General features: G+C 44.1%; 13 protein-coding genes. 10 read left to right on the forward strand and 3 right to left on the reverse strand.

Annotated features, from left to right (window positions below; all coding sequences use genetic code 11):
• Window positions 1-9 precede the first annotated feature (9 nt).
• The 10 genes from L0M98_RS20680 to L0M98_RS20725 all read left to right on the forward strand — a co-directional run bounded on the left by L0M98_RS20680 (window position 10) and on the right by L0M98_RS20725 (window position 14,555).
• The gene (locus L0M98_RS20680; protein WP_186976940.1) at window positions 10-912 is read left to right on the forward strand and encodes a hypothetical protein; all 903 of its coding nucleotides are present in this window, start codon (window positions 10-12) and stop codon (window positions 910-912) included.
• Between the two features lie 194 nt (window positions 913-1,106).
• Complete coding sequence (locus L0M98_RS20685) at window positions 1,107-1,688, forward strand: RNA polymerase sigma-70 factor (RefSeq protein WP_099290673.1); 582 nt, start codon at window positions 1,107-1,109, stop codon at window positions 1,686-1,688.
• Between the two features lie 54 nt (window positions 1,689-1,742).
• The gene (locus tag L0M98_RS20690) at window positions 1,743-2,903 is read left to right on the forward strand and encodes a FecR family protein (protein ID WP_222621187.1); all 1,161 of its coding nucleotides are present in this window, start codon (window positions 1,743-1,745) and stop codon (window positions 2,901-2,903) included.
• A gap of 91 nt (window positions 2,904-2,994) precedes the next feature.
• Entirely contained in the window at window positions 2,995-6,282 is a 3,288-nt protein-coding gene (locus tag L0M98_RS20695) for a SusC/RagA family TonB-linked outer membrane protein (protein ID WP_176554933.1), read from the forward strand.
• 11 nt (window positions 6,283-6,293) lie between these two features.
• On the forward strand, window positions 6,294-7,730 hold the full coding sequence (locus tag L0M98_RS20700; RefSeq protein WP_176554932.1) for a RagB/SusD family nutrient uptake outer membrane protein: 1,437 nt from the start codon (window positions 6,294-6,296) through the stop codon (window positions 7,728-7,730).
• Between the two features lie 10 nt (window positions 7,731-7,740).
• Complete coding sequence (locus L0M98_RS20705; protein ID WP_176554931.1) at window positions 7,741-8,496, forward strand: DUF4843 domain-containing protein; 756 nt, start codon at window positions 7,741-7,743, stop codon at window positions 8,494-8,496.
• Between the two features lie 17 nt (window positions 8,497-8,513).
• The gene (locus L0M98_RS20710; RefSeq protein WP_099290668.1) at window positions 8,514-10,019 is read left to right on the forward strand and encodes a hypothetical protein; all 1,506 of its coding nucleotides are present in this window, start codon (window positions 8,514-8,516) and stop codon (window positions 10,017-10,019) included.
• 22 nt (window positions 10,020-10,041) lie between these two features.
• Window positions 10,042-12,108 (forward strand): leucine-rich repeat domain-containing protein, encoded by a 2,067-nt coding sequence (locus L0M98_RS20715; RefSeq protein WP_227217484.1) that lies wholly within the window; start codon window positions 10,042-10,044, stop codon window positions 12,106-12,108.
• Window positions 12,109-12,216: 108 nt separating this feature from the next.
• The gene (locus tag L0M98_RS20720; protein ID WP_227217482.1) at window positions 12,217-13,305 is read left to right on the forward strand and encodes a peroxiredoxin family protein; all 1,089 of its coding nucleotides are present in this window, start codon (window positions 12,217-12,219) and stop codon (window positions 13,303-13,305) included.
• Window positions 13,302-14,555 carry an amidohydrolase family protein gene (locus tag L0M98_RS20725; protein WP_227217481.1) on the forward strand — a complete coding sequence of 418 codons (1,254 nt, stop codon included), beginning with the start codon at window positions 13,302-13,304 and terminating at the stop codon, window positions 14,553-14,555. Before L0M98_RS20720 ends, L0M98_RS20725 begins: the two co-directional genes overlap by 4 nt.
• Before the next feature lie 133 nt (window positions 14,556-14,688).
• On the opposite strand, the gene L0M98_RS20730 is transcribed toward L0M98_RS20725, so the two are convergent.
• The 3 genes from L0M98_RS20730 to L0M98_RS20740 form a co-directional block, all read right to left on the reverse strand.
• Window positions 14,689-15,330: a hypothetical protein gene (locus tag L0M98_RS20730; RefSeq protein ID WP_186976925.1), complete on the reverse strand. Its 642-nt coding sequence runs from the start codon at window positions 15,328-15,330 to the stop codon at window positions 14,689-14,691.
• A gap of 108 nt (window positions 15,331-15,438) precedes the next feature.
• Entirely contained in the window at window positions 15,439-16,083 is a 645-nt protein-coding gene (locus L0M98_RS20735) for a hypothetical protein (protein WP_227217480.1), read from the reverse strand.
• A 505-nt stretch (window positions 16,084-16,588) separates the two neighbouring features.
• The coding region (locus L0M98_RS20740) for a hypothetical protein (RefSeq protein ID WP_227217479.1) at window positions 16,589-16,780 on the reverse strand (192 nt) is incomplete at its 5' end.

The raw sequence follows: 16,780 nt of genomic DNA on the forward strand, positions 1-16,780 counted from the left end.
GAAGAAGTTATGGAACGAATAAGATTAATGATTATATGCGTGTTGTTGCTTGGCTTTTACGCGTGTTCGAATGAAGATGATATTCACGCCAAGGTGGAAGACAGTTGGTATAACTTGGAAGACGATCCATCCGATCCCGTTCAACATTATATCTATCAGTTTTATCAAGATTACCGGACGATTATCATTAAAGATCCGGAAGTAGAGGATTATCGATACAATTTTAAAAAACGTAATAATATCAAGATTGTAGCGCCTGTTCAAGAAGCTGTTTTATTACAAAAGGGGTTGGATATGGTGAAAGATGTCTTTATTGATATTTATCCGGATAATTTTAAAAAGAAATATTTCCCGTATTCTATTATTATGGCTGATTCGGTTCTTTTCCTCGGGATGGAAGATCAAATACCTTCTTATCATGCTTACGCGAGTACCAATTTTGTCGCTATTGCCGGGATTCGTACGGAAATGAACAATTATACGGATAGCGATATCCGGGAGATTCGAGGAGAAGTGAATGCTAAGTTCTGGAGTGATTATTTGGCTGCTGTTAAAGGTGTTTTTGTTATTCCGGATGATTTTTACGAGGTGAGTAAGAAGTTTTACGGGCAGAGTGATTGGGACTGGGATGTGGTTTATACTCCGGATGATGTGGATTGGCACGAGATGGGATTTATTTCGTATGATCCGGGTAACACGAGTTATGATGATGATCCGATTTTGGGAGGATGGTGGATTCAAGCTCCCAATAAAAGTATCGATGTTTCGCAGTGGTTGGAGTTCGTGTTCCGTGTGACTCCGGGAGAACGGGATATGTTATTGGAGAAATATCCCTTGATGAAAAAGAAATACCGGATATTGCAGGAAGCAATAAAGGGATGTGATGGTTTTGATATTTCCAACTTAGAATGAAATATTTATATAGTTTTTAGGACAAAGGAGGAGGTCGCTTGGCTTCCTCCTTTGGTGTATTTTTGTCATTACGATAATTTGTGTGATTGTTTGGCTTTAAAGATTATTCTTTATATTTGTGCATTCGGAGAGTATTTTATGTCGTCTTGGGATATAAAAGATGTGGGGAATTAAAACGTGTAAAAAATGGATCTATGATGCAGGCTGTTCCGATCGATATGGGTCGCTTGATAGATGGTGACGAGAAGATATTCAAATGTCTGTTCGATTCTTCGTACGTGGGAATGGTGCAACAAGCCGTTTATTATACGAATGATCCGGACGTGGCGGAAGATGTCGTGCAGGAGGTTTTCGTGCGGTTGTGGGAGAAGCGTGAGGAACTGAGGGGGATTGAGAATATTCAGGGATATTTGTCATTCAGTGTAAAGAATAGATGTCTGAATCATTTGGAACACCAGCAGGTTGTGGATAAATACAGGCAACATTGTTTGATGTCGGAGATGTCGGAAACGGATGAAAGTCCGGAAGTTCTGATCGAGGAGGTGAGTCGTTTGTTGGAGAAGTTACCGGAAAAAAGACGAAGGGTGCTGGAGATGAGTGTGCTCGATTCCAAGTCTTACGCGGAAATAGCGGGGGAGTTGGGGATATCGTTGAACACGGTGAAGGATCATATAAAAAAGGCATATTCTTTTCTGAGGGAAGAGGCACGGAAGAGTATTTCCTACTCTGTTCTTTTTATCGCGTTATATCGGCAAAAAGAAAAAAATAAGGAATAGGTGATTTTTTTTCATTTTTGAACCACTCGTTTTAAATTCTTACCTGTCTTTAGTATGAAAATAACCATAACAATGCAGGAAGAAATAGAAGATATAATCATGAAAAAGCTCTCGGGAGAGAGTTTGTCCCAAGAAGAGGGGGCGTGCTTTGAAGCGTGGTGTCAGGATGAGGAACATCAGGAGTATTTTGAAGACTTGCGTAAGATTCGCTCCGGGATTTTAGCTTCATTGGTGGTGAAGAAGGTAAACAAGGAGAAAGCATGGCGTAAGGTGCGTCCCGCTAGAAGAAGAACTTTGGTTTATCGTGTGGCGGGATACGCGGCAATGTTCGTGTCGGTTCTGGGGGTGGCTTTGGCGCTTCTTTCACGTGAAAAGCAAGATGAAAAAATAACTTACACTCGTTCCGTGGTACTGCCCGGGAAGAAAATGGCGACCTTAACGTTGTCCACGGGAGAACAAATCGTGTTGACGGACACGTTGCCTCAACTGAAAGAAAAAGGTACCGTTATTTCCCATTCGGAGGAAAAGGCGTTGGTATATAATCAAGTGCAGGATTCTGTTCCGGCGGGCGTCGTTTATAACGCGGTAACGGTTCCCCGGGGCGGAGAGTATAAATTAGCTCTGTCGGACGGAACCATTGTCTGGTTGAATTCCGATAGCTATATTCGTTATCCGGTGAGGTTTTTCGGTGATATGCGTCAGGTCGAGTTGCGGGGGGAGGCATATTTCGAGGTCGCGAAAGATGGCGGGAAGCCTTTTGTCGTGAGGATGAGGGAGTATAATATCCGGGTGACGGGGACTCAATTTAACGCCCGGAGTTATTCCAACGAAGGGACAGCCACGACTTTGGTGGAAGGTAGCGTGCAAATTGAAAGAGGTAAGACCGTGAACAAGTTGGTTCCGGGACAACAAGCCATATTAAAAGACGGGCAAGTGGAGGTGCGGAAAGTGGATGTGGAGAGCCAGATAGCGTGGAGGGACGGGAACTTCTCGTTCTCGCAATGCCGTTTGGAAAATATTCTGGATGAGCTTGCCCGCTGGTATGATGTCGATGTGTTCTACATGAATCAGCAAGTGAAAGATTACCATTTCTCCGCGTGGTTTAAGCGGAGTTCCTCGATAAGCGAAGTCATCGCTATTCTTGAAAAAACGAAAAAGATAAGTTTGAATTTAAAAGGAAGAATGCTTACCGTAAAAGACAATAGTAGAAATTAAAAATAAAACATGAGGCATATTTGCCGTATGCCTCATGTATATAAAACTCCTCGCCAAAGGAATTTTAATGTTAAACTTGAAAAACAAAGTTATGAAATTTTTATGTAGAAACCTAATCTGGATTATGATTAAAATCAAGCTGGTATTCCTAGTGTTGATTTTGGGCTTCTCCAGTTTGAATGCGAAAGTTTGGTCGCAACAGGAGCGAATTGATTTTGTGTTCGAGAACATGAACATGGTTCAGTTTTTTGAACAGCTTCAGAAGAAGACTAATTTAAAGTTCGTGTTTAATCATGAAGATGTCCAGAAGTACACTGTAAATGGAAAAGTACATGACAAGTCTGTGGAGGAGATATTAGATATCGCCCTTGCAGGTAAGCCCTTGCGTTATGACATCACGAGTGATCACGTGGTGATTTATTATGCCGCGATTCCCGTTAAGGACGAGAAGCCGAAGGGGATTAAGATTAAAGGAACCGTGACGGACGAGGAGGGATTGACGCTACCCGGTGTTACCGTGGTAATCAAGTGGACAACTATCGGTACGGCTACTGATGTCGATGGTAAATTTGCCTTGGAGGTTCCCGAATCCGATACCACGAAACTGGTATTCTCGTACGTGGGGATGCAGACCTACGAGTTGAACATCTCGAAGAAGAAAACGGAATACAATGTTGTTATGAAGTCCGACAGTAAGGCATTGGAGGATGTCGTCGTGACCGGATTTTTCACGAAAAAGAAGGATAGTTTCACGGGTTCCGTGAAGACGATGACGGTGGAAGAACTCAAGGCTGTGTCGAACACGAATCTCGTGAGCGCGATTTCGATGTTGACCCCGGGTATGCGAATGGTGGAAAACAATGCTTTCGGGTCGAACCCGAACCGGATGCCGGAGATTGTTATCCGGGGTACTTCGTCTTTATCCACGGAAGCTGACCAGAGTGCCAATCAGCCGGTAATTATTTTGGATGGAGTGGAAATCACGATGCGTGATTTGTATGACCTTGATATCAATGATATCGAACGTGTTGATGTGTTGAAGGATGCTTCTGCCACCGCTCTTTATGGAGAGAAAGCCTCCAATGGAGTTATCGTGATCGAGCGAAAGAGAGTGTTGAATGACAGGTTGCGTTTGTCTTATAATTTGGACGGGGCGCTAGAAGTACCCGATTTGAAATCTTACGATTATCTGGATGCCAAGGATAAATTGGAATTCGAGCGTTTGGCCGGATTGTATAATTTCGAGTTGTTGAATGATTTTGAAGAATATAACCGGAAGAAGATATTAATATCCAAGGGATTGGATACGGATTGGATGTCCAAGCCTTTGCGTTCCGGTTTCACGATAAACAATTCTATCGGCGTGAGCGGTCGGGGTAATGGTATGACGTACCGGGTAAACGCGAACGTGAGAAACGTGAAGGGTGTCATGAAGAAAGACTACCGTAACACGATAGGCTTGACAATGTTCCTCTCTTATCACGTGGACAATAAATTGACGGTATCTTTCCAATCCAGTTTCTCCGATTTGAAATGGAAAGAAAGTCCTTACGGGAAATTCTCAGATTACGTGAGAATGAATCCTTATGATGCGCCGTACGATGAATACGGGCGTTTGAATAAAACAGGTTCATGGGAAATGGCGAATCCGTTGTATGAGGCTGAATGCGGGAATTATGACGAGGGAAATAGTCGTTCGTTCACGAATACTTTATCTTTCCGTTGGGATGTCTTGCCCGGTCTTTTTATCAATGGAAGCGGGTCTATTGTGACTTCCAAGGATCGGACGGAAGTGTTCTATTCTCCGGAGTCAAACGTGTTTAACGGTGTTTCTAACCGTTCGGAGCAGGGAACATTGGAAATTGTGAATGAAAGATATTTGAAATACGAGGGGAAGATTATCGCGAATTACGCCCAAAATTTCGGGGAAGATTTACTTCTGACGCTTCATGCGGGGGCTGATATTATGAAAGAAACAACTACAAGAGACGGGTACACGGCTTATGGTTTTTATAAATCGTCCTTGCATGCTCCTAATTTTGCAGCCGGATTCGGTACGGGGACTAGACCTGATGGTTCCGAAGATGTCAGTACTAAAATAGGTCCGTTCGTGAATGCTAACTTTATTCTCAAAAACCGTTATTTCGTGGATGGTTCATTCCGTCGTTCCGGTTCTTCGAAGTTTGGAGATGAGAATAGATTTGCTCCTTTCTGGTCAGTGGGGGCAGGTTGGAACATTCATAACGAGGAATTTGCAACTCGTTTCGGATGGGTGAATACTTTCCGTTTACGTTATTCTTACGGTGTAACCGGAAACGTGAGTTTTGCACCTTATCAAGCCGTGACAACTTATTTTTATAATGGGGATAATTTTTATCTGCACGGTATTGGTGCTATACCCAAAACGATGGGTAATAGGGATTTGAAATGGGATTTGACGAAAGCGCACAATATCGGGTTGACTGCCGATTTTTGGGATGGACGTATTAATTTAACTTTTGATTATTACAGGAAGACGACGGATGATGTACTGATAGATATGTCTGTACCGCCTTCCGTGGGTGAGAGTACCGTGCGGAATAACCTCGGGCAGATGCGCAATGTCGGATTCGAGTTTGACGTGACGGCCTTGTTACTCTCGACCAAAGATTGGCGTTTTAGTATAAAAGTAAACGGTGACCATAACAAGAACGAGATTTTGGGTATCAGTAATAGTTTGGCCAAGTACAACGAGGAGGCAAACGCGGATGGTTCTTCATCACCGAAGGTATTGTATAAAGAAGGTGAATCCACTACTGCTATTTATGCCGTTCGTTCCGCGGGAATTAATCCGGCTACCGGAGAAGAAGTATTTATCAAACGGAATGGGGCATGGACATTGGAATATGATCCGAATGACAAGGTGGTCGTGGGTGACGAGAATGCATGGTTGAAAGGGGCTTTTTTCCCTATGTTGTCTTACCGGGGATGGCAGATTAATCTTTCTTTCGAGTACAATTTCGGGGGGCAGATTTACAACACAACCCGTGCCGATAATGTTGAGAACGTGAATCCCCGGCATAATGTAGACCGACGAGCATTTGAAGAACGTTGGAAAAATGTGAACGATGTTCCGCCTTATCTGGACATTGCAAATGCTGATTCGCGCACCAGTTATCATACCAGTCGGTTCGTGGAGGATGATAACAACGTAATATGCAGAAGTATAGAACTTTCTTATGAATTTAATCAAAACTTGTTGAAAAAGATAGGTTTCAAGCGATTGAGATTGAGCGCCGGAATGAAAGATCCTTTCCGTATGTCGACAGTTAAATTCGAGCGGGGAACATCATATCCGTTCAGTCGCGGATTTACTTTTTCAATTAGTCCGACTTTCTAATAAATATGGTTATGAAAAGATTGAAATATATATTGTTTATCCTGTTGATCGCTTGCTTTTCCTGTGATGATTTTTTGGATGTCAAGCCGACGGGAGAGATTGTGAATAACAAACTGTTTGAAACCGCCGAAGGTTTCGAGGAAGCTATTTACGGTGTTTATTCTTTTCTGGCGAGAGAGCCGTTGTACGGGAAGAATATGACTTACGGGTTGGTGGATGTCGTGGGGCAGTATTTTTCAGGCAGATGGGATAAACACTGGTCAAACGAGTTACGATTGTATAATTATAAGCACATGGAAGTGCGTCCCGAAATTGATACGATATGGATATCAATGTACAGGGGGATTTCTTACGTGAATAATATGTTGGAGAATTTGGCGGAACGTGATCCTTCCGAATTTGCCTTGTATAACGTGTATAAGGCTGAAGGCTTGGGATTGAGAGCTTTCATGCATTTCGAATTGTTGCGCTTGTTCTCGGAGAGTATTATCCAGAACCCGAACGCGACGGGTATTCCCTACCGGGAGAAATATTCTTATCAGGTTACCCCGTTTGACCCGATCAGTGAATCGTACAATAAGATTATCCGGGACTTTAAGGAGGCGGAGAGATTATTAGCGGAACATGGCGAATATTTTGACCGGACGGATGAGAATGCCGGAGGATTCGTGAAAGACCGGGTGATTCACATGAATCTGTATGCGGTGCAAGCACTCTTGGCACGAGTGTATTGGGAGAAAGGAGATCTGGAAACGGCTAAAAATTATGCCATGAAGGTAATAGAAGCTCCCTATTTCTCTATGGAGGCGAAGACTGATGTCGAGGATATTATGAATGGAGTGATTTCCGATAAGGAAACAATTTGGGGATTGTATTCAGAAGAATTTCCGAATTTTACCCGTGATGTTCTTTACTCTAGCGGAGGAAATCTTTCTTATGATCCCAAACCGGATTATCGTGATATTTATGAGATAGATCAGGACGGGTTCGATTATCGCTTGGATAAATGGTTTCAGACCTTGTCCGATCATGGTGCCGAGGGGTTGCGGTGTATGAAAGTGGTCGATCGTTTCAAGGTGCGTCTGAATACGCGTCCCGTGACGAAATTGAGCGGTATTAATATGATTCGTTTACCGGAATTGTACTATATCGTGGCTGAATACTATTTATTGCAGTCCGACATGGAAACAGCTGCCACCTATTTGGATAAGGTCGTGCGTGCCCGTGGTTTGAATGGTTTTAACAAGGGGGATGGGATGGTCGTTGTGACTCGTATGAATATCAATAATGACAGGCGGAAAGAATTGGTTTGCGAGGGACAGTGGTTCCAGATATTGAAACATTATAATATGTCTATATATGAGGCGATTACTGACCAGACTTTCCAACCTTCAAAGGATATTTACGTGTTCCCCGTGCCTGATAGTGAATATGAATACAGAGATTAATTTGAATGTTATGAAAAAGATATATATTATTGCCATATTGTTATTCGGGGCATTATTTTCGTGCACGGATGATGACTATCAATTATATAACACGTCGTTGACAAATAAGATTTATTTCGATAGGGATTCCTTCTTTTTCCAGTATGGACCAAGAGAAGATAAAGATGTCGATCTCGAAGTCCCGATTAGTTTGATTGGGTTGGCGAATTTTGACCAAGACGTGGAATTCAAAGTAAGTGCTGATATCCGTAATTCGACTGCTAAACTGGGCGTCCATTATGATATGGACGAGATTCAAGTTTTCATGAAAGATTCGGTGACGGCTGCTATTAAATTGGATTTCAAGAGAGACAATCTAGTGAAAGACATCCAGTACAAGCTCTACTTGAATTTGGAAGCGAATGACGATTATATACCGACGAACAGGACGAGATGTGTCGTGTTTTTTGGGGATATCAGTTTAGAGCAGCCGGAATGGTGGCGTCCTGATCGTTTAGGAACATATAATCAGGATAAATTGATTCTGTTTATCAAATATTTCCATGCCACGAAAGAATCACTCCCCGTGCTTTATGATGATATCGTTTCCAAATGGGGCGAGTATCTAGATAACACGGCGCATGATCGATTCGAGTACCTGTTGACGACCTATGTTTATCTGGGTTTCTTTAAACAACATGTTTATACTCCCATGTACGAGTATTATATCCAATCCGGAGATGATCATTACAAGTTACCGGATCCGGCAACAACAGAGTATGAATGATTGAAAAATAGGATATTATGAACAAGATAAAATATATATGGAGCATGATTGTCATCTTGTGCGGCTTACAGGCATGTTATGATGATAATTCAAAATTGGCGGATCAACCGATTATCGAGGTGAAAATTAATCAAACGGCAAAAGATTCGATCAATATCTATTTCAATAATACATTGGAAATTAAAGGAGATATAGAGTGTGAAACCGATGCGTTAACTTACCAGTGGGATATGGGACTTTACTCGATGGATTCGCAAACGGGCGAGTCTATGACAGTTTTCAAGAATATCTCTAAAGAAAAAGACTTGAGTTATGTGGTACGTGATTTGGGACACTATCACCTGCGGCAAGTGGTAACTAGCGAGGATGGAAGCACGATCAAATATTACCATGTTTTTGTGAATTCCCAGTTTGAAGAGGGATATACCATTCTAGGACGTCGCCCGGACGGGAAAGGGAGTATTGCTTTCATGAAAACTCTTACACCTGAAGAAATAGAACAAGGAATGCAACCGACGTTTATGCAGAATGCTTATGCTTACGCGAACGAAGGGGAGGAATTGTTTATGGATCCCGTGGACGTGGATAAGGTGGGAAAGTTTTTGTATATTTTGCATGGGACGTCACAGAAAATGCTCCAGATAGATGCTAAAACATTCAAGAAAGTGTATGAATATGATTTTAAATATTACGCTTTGGATTTTCTGCCGGGGAGATTAATGGCTTATGACGGTAATTTTAGCAGAGAGTTTGAAGTTGTTTCCAAAAATGGGGGTGTTGCGATGGTACAAACGGATCAACAGGCGATATTCCCCTTTCCCGGTCTTCCGAAAGAAACCGTGTACACGGATGCTTATGATCGTCCGAGCTGGAAGAATAGCATGACGAGAGTATTTATCGGTAAAGACCGGGATGCCGTGTGTTGGAATGGTGCGAACGGGTACGATCCTTTTTTCTCTTATCAGGACTGTTTTGATTATTTTAAAGGCAGGTATGTAGTCAAATTGTTTCAGAATGAATCAACGGACGGTAATGATGTCTACGTGATCAATCGCACGGGAGGGCAAACTGTCATCACGGGTGTTAAAGCTATGATGTACAATTTTGCCGGAGGAGGAGGTCTTTGGGTACTTTTTGAACGTCCGATCCGGGAAGGTATAGTTACGGAAGATTCACAGATATTACCGAATGATTATTACTCTTGTGCTTTTGTTTCCAATGGGAATAAGGTATACAAATGGTTCTATACCCAACATGATTTGGAGGCGAATCCTTTTATCACCTTGCCTGATGGAGAAGAAGTGCGTTGTATGAATCATTACCAGTGTTCCCGAAGCGTTAGTGATGCAGAATATCAAGATTATTCGCGGCAGAAACAATTCTATATTGCCACTTACAATCCGGATCGGGAAGGCGAGTACAAGGGGTCGTTGTATATCTATGATGCGGATACGGGAGCCTTGGTAAATAAGTACGAGGGGATCTCTGATGAGCCGGTGGCATTACTTTATAAGATTAAGTAAGAAAATATTAATAATGGAGATTATGAAACGATATATTATCAGTTGGATGCTATTGGGCATCATGTCGCTTTGGATATTTTCATCTTGTGAGGATTATAACTTCAAGGATGTTCCCGACCCGGTTGTACCGGAAGACATGACTCCCGGGTTGAAATTGTTGAATAACGAGATTCTGATAGACGCTTTCGGGAATGCTCAAGGATTCGAGTTGCGTGCTATCGGGGGGAAGTGGAGTGTGGAGCCGGAGAAAGAAACACCTTGGCTGTTGGATTACGAGCCTAAATCAGGCGATGAGGGAAATGCCGTTGTTGGCGTAACGTTGAGAGTGAACGAGGGGATGGAGGAGCGTTTTTGTAAACTGATTGTTCGTCAAGAAAATACCGGGAAAGTTGACACCGTGTACGTGAAACAGTTTACCTACGAGTCGAAATATAACCGGAGAACCGATAGCTTGGCAATGCTTGCCGTATATAAAGCGCTGAAGGGTGAGGACTGGATGAAGCCTTGGAATACGAAAAAACCGATGACCGAATGGACGGGCGTGATATTGGAAGAAATAGAAGGAGAACAACGGATTGTCGGCTTATCGTTGAATGATTTTAAATTGAGTGGAGAGCTGGCTAACGAGATTGGGAATTTACGAGAATTGAGGTCTTTGAAAGTCGGGGGAATGGGAAAAGTGTACAAGTGCCCGAACAGTTTGATTAATTTGCGGAAATTGGAAACGCTGGACGTGAATTTCTCCGATGGAACGGAATGGTTCCTGCCGAATGATATGTCTTCCATGCTTTCATTAAAGGTGTTTAAACCTGCTGCATTGAAAGTACCGATAGAATCGTTTGCCGGGTTCTATACTTTGCCGGCATTGGAAGAATTAAATCTTTCCACGATGTATTTGATCGGGGATTTACCGACGGGGATTTCCAAGATGAAAAGTTTGAAGTTGTTGAGCCTTGCCGGAACGAATATTTATAGCTTGCCGGATGATATCGGTGAACTGGCAGAGAATCTTACCACGTTGGATTTGAGAGGGTGTCAATCTTTGGCTTCTTTAGGAACAAGTTTTAGTAAGTTGGTGAATTTGACAAGTTTGACTTTATCCGGTTGTAAAGTATTGAAAGAGCTGCCCGAAGGTTTTGGCAATTTGAGTAAATTGACAACATTGGACTTATCCAATTGCGAGTGGTTGGAGCGTCTGTCAAGTGATTTCGGGAATCTGCAGATAAATAGCCTGACTTTAAGAGGTTGTAAATTATTGAAAGAGATTCCGGAAAGTTTTGGTAATCTGGCTAAATTGACGTCGTTGAATTTCTATGAATGTACTTCTTTGGAGGCTTTGCCGGAGAGTATCGGTAGTTTAACCGGGGTGACATCAATTGATTTGAGCCATTGTGAGGCATTAACTTCTTTGCCGGACGGAATCGGACAAATGACAGGTTTGAAAAAGCTGACGATGCCTTATACGGGGTTGACGCAATTGCCTGCCGTGATATCTACTTTATCCGGTTTAGAGGAGTTGAATCTAACGGGAGCGTCCGGAAAGTCCGGTATCCAAGGTGTAGCTGCTGATGTTTTCTCCGGGTTGACGAAGTTGAAGAAACTGGAAGCAAGTTATAATTCATTCTCGGGTAATCTTTCTTGGTTAAGGAACTTGCCGGAATTGCAGACTTTGAGATTGGAGAATAATCAACTGTCCGGAGAGATTAATTTGAGCGAGTTCAGTCCGGCTTTGACGGATGTTTATCTTGCAAACAATCAGTTGGAAGGAACTTTGAATGGTATTTCTACTATGACGAAGTTACGGAATTTGTATATAAACAATAACTTGCTGTCCGGAACATTACCCGCCGAGTTGGGAGATTGTACCGTGTTGAGTTATTTGATGTTAAATGATAATAATATCACCGGAACGATTCCTGTTGAATTGGCGAAGATGAACTTGGGATACGGCGGATTGAAATTGATAAATAACAGGATGACGGGAGAAATCCCTGCCGAGGTATTATCATCTGCCGTGTGGAAAAAGTTATACCCGGAAAGTAACATTTACAAGCAACAAGATGGTTACGGCTTCACGAATGTGCCGTAAATTGTTTTCGTGTATGTATATTTAGGAGGATAGTCAAAAGTCTGTAAGGTCAGAGTTTGCTGCTGGCCTTATGGACTCTCCTTTTTGAATTAATCAAATCAATTTGTTATGGGGAGATTAGTGTATTTCGGATTCTTGTTCGTTTTGTTGGGGTGTAAACAGGAATCCGTACAGATATCGGGTGAAATCGAGAAACAATGGAGAAGTGATAGTGTTGAAATCACGATGCCCGATGCCCGACGGGGAGAATATTTGATCGCGGCTCCCATTCGGGAGGACGGAACGTTCTCGTTAGCGGGGAATATTCCGTTGAAAAAGGTCGTGTTGATAAACTTCCCGAAGGATTATCTTCGGATACCGTTGTACACGGAAGAGAAACGTTACGTGCTGGTCGAATCGAACGAGCGGTATTACGCGCTTTCGGAAGGGGCATCCTTGCAGAACGAATACGTGGAATTGCAAAAGAAACTGGATGAGTTGAATCGGGATTACGAGAATTCATGCCAAGGATACGATACGATTACCGATATTCATCGGAAAGCAATGATCTCGGAAATGCTGGATAAAAAGTTCAAGTACAAAAATAATGTATTGCTGGAAGGAGTACGGAGATTCGCGGGAACAGAGATTGCCCAAAATCTGGTACATGACATTCTTTTTTATTGTGAGGTGGATTTCGAGTTTTTTACCCGGGCGGTAGAGGCCTTGGGGAATGGCGGACCGGAAAGTGATATGCGGGAACGTATTTTTGAGTTGTACGAGAAAATGAAAGCGAAGCAGTTGACAGGGAAAGCACCTGAATTTGAATTGCCCGACGCAGAAGGGCAGAAAATACAATTGGCGGCTTTCCGGGGAAAATACGTGTTGTTGGACTTCTGGGCTTCGTGGTGTGCGCCATGTAGAAAAAAGAACAAAGAATTGAATAAGCAATACCCGGAATTACGGGAAGTCGGGTTAGAGGTAATTTCAGTGTCGCTGGATAGCAAGAAAGAACCTTGGTTGCAGGCTTTGAAAGAAGATGGGGTATCGTGGGTACAGCTGATAGATAGTGACGGTTTCGAGAATAGTCGGGTGCGTGACGCTTATAAGGTAGAGCAGGTTCCGACGGTTTACCTGATAGATCCAGAGGGAAATATCGTGTTGAAGAATCCCGATTTGGAGCAAATCCGAAAAATCATAAAAGAGAAAAAATCATGAGAAAGATATGTGGCTTGTTTGCCGTACTGTTTGTGTTGTGGCTGAATGGGACGGCTCAAGAGAAAGCGATTATTTTGAAAAACACGAATGTTGTCGATGTCGTGGAGGGAAATATCCGCGAGGGTGTTGATGTCGTGGTGAAGGACGGGTATATTCAAGCTGTCGGGAAGAATGCGGGGAACGGGATTGACGGGAAAGTGAAGGATATGACAGGAAAGTACGTGATGCCGGGATTGATAGATGCTCACGTGCATATTGCTAATGATCCCAAGGAAACACAGGCAGACCGGGCAAAGCATCTGGAATATTTCTTGCGTCACGGTATAACTTCTATTCGGGATGCTGCTGGGGATGCCCGTGTGTTAAAGGATTTAAAGGAAGGTGTGGAGCAAGGGAAATATATAGGACCGGACATTTATTATGCAGCCTTCATGGCGGGTCCCGCCTATTTCGAGGGTAACGATCGGGAGAAAAGTATGGTGGAAGGATGGGCAGAGCCCTTCGCCCCGTGGATGCAATGCCTCCGTCCCGGTGACGATTTGGATAAAGCCATGCGGGAAGCAAAAGAGTGGGGGTGCACGGGGGTGAAGATTTACGGTGGATTCGACCGGGAGGCTTTGTTGCCGATCGTGCGGAAAGCCAAGGAACATGGGTTGCAAGTATGGGGACACGCCACGTTGTTTCCCGCTAAACCGTGGGATGTGGCAGATGCCGGGGTGCAGGTGATCTCTCACGCGTATATGTTGGAATGGGAAGGCGTTTCGGAAGGGTTGAGCGGTAAAATATTCGAGAATTACGAGAAATATTACGATAAGATCGATCACGAGAATATGTCCGTGGAGCGTTTCTTGCAGACGGTGAAAGCGAAAGGGTTGATTTTTGACCCGACTCTTTTCCTGTGCATGGAGAACGGTATGGATTGGTCGGTACGTTTTGTAAAGAGGGCACGCCAAATCGGCGTGAAGATTTGCGCCGGAACAGACTATATCAACGATCTGAGCCGCCCCTTTCCTTTCCTGTTTGACGAACTTGATCTCTACGTGGAGAAATGTGATTTCTATCCCATGGAAGCAATTTTCTCTGTCACGAGAGTCGCTGCGGAAGTGCTGGGCATCGCCGATAAAGCGGGAGCCGTGGAAGTCGGAATGCAAGCGGATTTACTCGTGCTGAACGGCAACCCGTATGATAATATCAAGGAGTTGCGGAATATTCAGATGGTGATGAAGCGGGGAAAAATTCTTGGAGAGTGAAAGTTACAAAACATGAAATGATGAGGAAAGTTATTTTGTCGCTTTGTTCTTTATATCTTGCCTCCTGTGCCTGTTATTACGAGGATATACGCCGGGAAGGGGGAGAGGAGGCATTAAATCCCACGTCTTGCGTTTATGATTTGTGCCTCACCTCGATGAAAATACTCCGGGAAGCCCTGTCGTTGACGGAGGAGTGGGCGAAAGCATAGGCGAGCGTGTTCCCGGGGGTAAATTTCTTGTGTAGCGGGAATGCCGTTTCTCCGGGCGTTCCCCGTTTGCCTAGGGGGTAAACACGGGATTTTTGTGTTACCGTGTCGAAGAGGACGAGGGTGATATCATCCGCGTCTTTTGCCACGGGCGAAAGGGCTTGCCGTTGCCATTTCACGTGAACTTCTCGGTTCTCGTGATGTATGGTTACTTCCACTGCGGGAGGAGTCAGGTTCCCTTTGGAGAAAGTGAGGCGTTCCCGGTGTACCGTGGCGGCGAGCGTTTCCTCGTCGATTTCCACGCTTTTCTGGTTCATCCCGATGAAGAGGGTGCGGGCTTCGGAATATGATTTTCCCGGGAAGCCGGCCTGAACTGCCGGGCAAAAATAGCGTGCCAGAGCGGATAAGATGCTGAAGCGAGCCTGTTGCACTCGTTGTGCGGTGCTTTGCTTCTTGCTTTTGAAGCTGATTTTAGCTTTTACCACGTTCCGGTTCCTGAAGCGGCACATGGTGACGTTCCCTACCGAACCCGAGGCGTTATCGAAAAGATGTGAATCAAATATTGCCATAAGATTATGTTTTAAGTTTGAAAAAAAGGTGTGATTGTCATCCGGCAGTCCGCCCTGCAAGCGGACTGCTGGATGATTGAGTCTTTGTCGTGTTTCGTCGGGAACGGGTTATTCCAGTTTCACGTTGAAATACACGTTGTTCGTGAAGGCGTCTCTTGCCTCGTTCGTGAAGAAGGCGTAGATGTGGGCTTTTCCGGCGCCCGCTTGGGCGAGCGGAATGGTTGCAGTTCCGTCGAGGCGGGTGATGCCCGTGTTCTCGATAATTTCCACGCGAAAGGGTTCGTCGTCATAGATCACGGCGAGCATGAACGTATCCTTGTTTCTCTGACGGCTGACCCACGGGGAGGCTTCCCACGTGATGGAAAACACGCCTGCCGGGGCTTCCTGTTGCTGCATCCGGAAAGGAACCTGAAGGGCTCCCGGTACCAGCGTCAGCAGTCTGAAATCTCCCACGGTGTAATCCGTGTTGTACGCCTTGATGTTTTCCTTGAGGAAGAGGTTGTACCCCGAGATCACCTCCCGGCGGGTAGCTTCCATGCGCCACGCGTGATAAAGAAACGTTTCCTTTATCGTTTGGTAATGAGTGACGGCTGCCGCGAGTCGTGCGTTTTGGACTTTCCGCGAGGGAGAGTCCGCGTTTCCGTCGTACGAGGGCAATGCTCTCCCGTACGTTTTTTTGCCTTTTTGGAATATCACCATCCCTTGGTAACGCCCGTGGGCGCCGAGAAGTGCTCCTGATTTAATTTCTACCATGGTTGTTAAATTTTAAATGTAACCTAATACCCTACCGTTCTGTCCCGCTTGCTTTTTCGCAAGTAAATCAAAGGTACTGCCGGCGGGAGCCTTTGTCAAGCCAAATAAGATTAATGTTTGTTAAAACGTGGGCGAAGAGTGGGCGAGGAGTAGGTGAATAGTGGGCGATGCCGCCTATTTGTCAGCCAACTGTCGCCTTTTAATCGCTTAACAGTATAGGAAAACCCCGGTTTGTCGGGGAAATAAGGGGAGTAAATACCTGAAAATATTCGATATTTAAAGTATTTAGAGGTGTGTTGTACTTTTTATGAATTTATTTATATCTTTGTCACACGAGCGATGGAGATTTCGCTCGATAGAGTTTAGAACTTTTAAATGTACTACAACCATAGATACTCTCCCGGTGGAACGATCGAGTATCTTTGGAGAGACGTGGTACGTATTAGATATACGTACCCGTCTTAATTGAACTGTTCCGATCGTTCCACCGGGGGGAGCAGTGAGATTAAGCGGGTGCGTTTTTTTTATGCTCAAAATATTTAGTAATGATAGTTTTGATCTGATTGTCTGTGATGTACGAGTGGTGTTGTACAAGCAAGACAGCGACCGCCAAATGCAACCAATTCAATTCAAGACGGCGGCGGGACTGTCTAACAATAAAATGTTGGCAGTCCTCTTTTTTTCTTTTCCTATATGA

Source organism: Butyricimonas sp. DFI.6.44 (assembly GCF_022132345.1).
GTDB classification, from domain to species: domain Bacteria; phylum Bacteroidota; class Bacteroidia; order Bacteroidales; family Marinifilaceae; genus Butyricimonas; species Butyricimonas muris.

Coding starts and splice junctions, on each gene's coding strand:
- L0M98_RS20680 (WP_186976940.1), top strand. CDS start 10: ATGGAACGAATAAGATTAATGATTATATGCGTGTTGTTGCTTGGCTTT.
- L0M98_RS20685 (WP_099290673.1), top strand. CDS start 1,107: ATGATGCAGGCTGTTCCGATCGATATGGGTCGCTTGATAGATGGTGAC.
- L0M98_RS20690 (WP_222621187.1), top strand. CDS start 1,743: ATGAAAATAACCATAACAATGCAGGAAGAAATAGAAGATATAATCATG.
- L0M98_RS20695 (WP_176554933.1), top strand. CDS start 2,995: ATGAAATTTTTATGTAGAAACCTAATCTGGATTATGATTAAAATCAAG.
- L0M98_RS20700 (WP_176554932.1), top strand. CDS start 6,294: ATGAAAAGATTGAAATATATATTGTTTATCCTGTTGATCGCTTGCTTT.
- L0M98_RS20705 (WP_176554931.1), top strand. CDS start 7,741: ATGAAAAAGATATATATTATTGCCATATTGTTATTCGGGGCATTATTT.
- L0M98_RS20710 (WP_099290668.1), top strand. CDS start 8,514: ATGAACAAGATAAAATATATATGGAGCATGATTGTCATCTTGTGCGGC.
- L0M98_RS20715 (WP_227217484.1), top strand. CDS start 10,042: ATGAAACGATATATTATCAGTTGGATGCTATTGGGCATCATGTCGCTT.
- L0M98_RS20720 (WP_227217482.1), top strand. CDS start 12,217: ATGGGGAGATTAGTGTATTTCGGATTCTTGTTCGTTTTGTTGGGGTGT.
- L0M98_RS20725 (WP_227217481.1), top strand. CDS start 13,302: ATGAGAAAGATATGTGGCTTGTTTGCCGTACTGTTTGTGTTGTGGCTG.
- L0M98_RS20730 (WP_186976925.1), bottom strand. CDS start 15,330: ATGGCAATATTTGATTCACATCTTTTCGATAACGCCTCGGGTTCGGTA.
- L0M98_RS20735 (WP_227217480.1), bottom strand. CDS start 16,083: ATGGTAGAAATTAAATCAGGAGCACTTCTCGGCGCCCACGGGCGTTAC.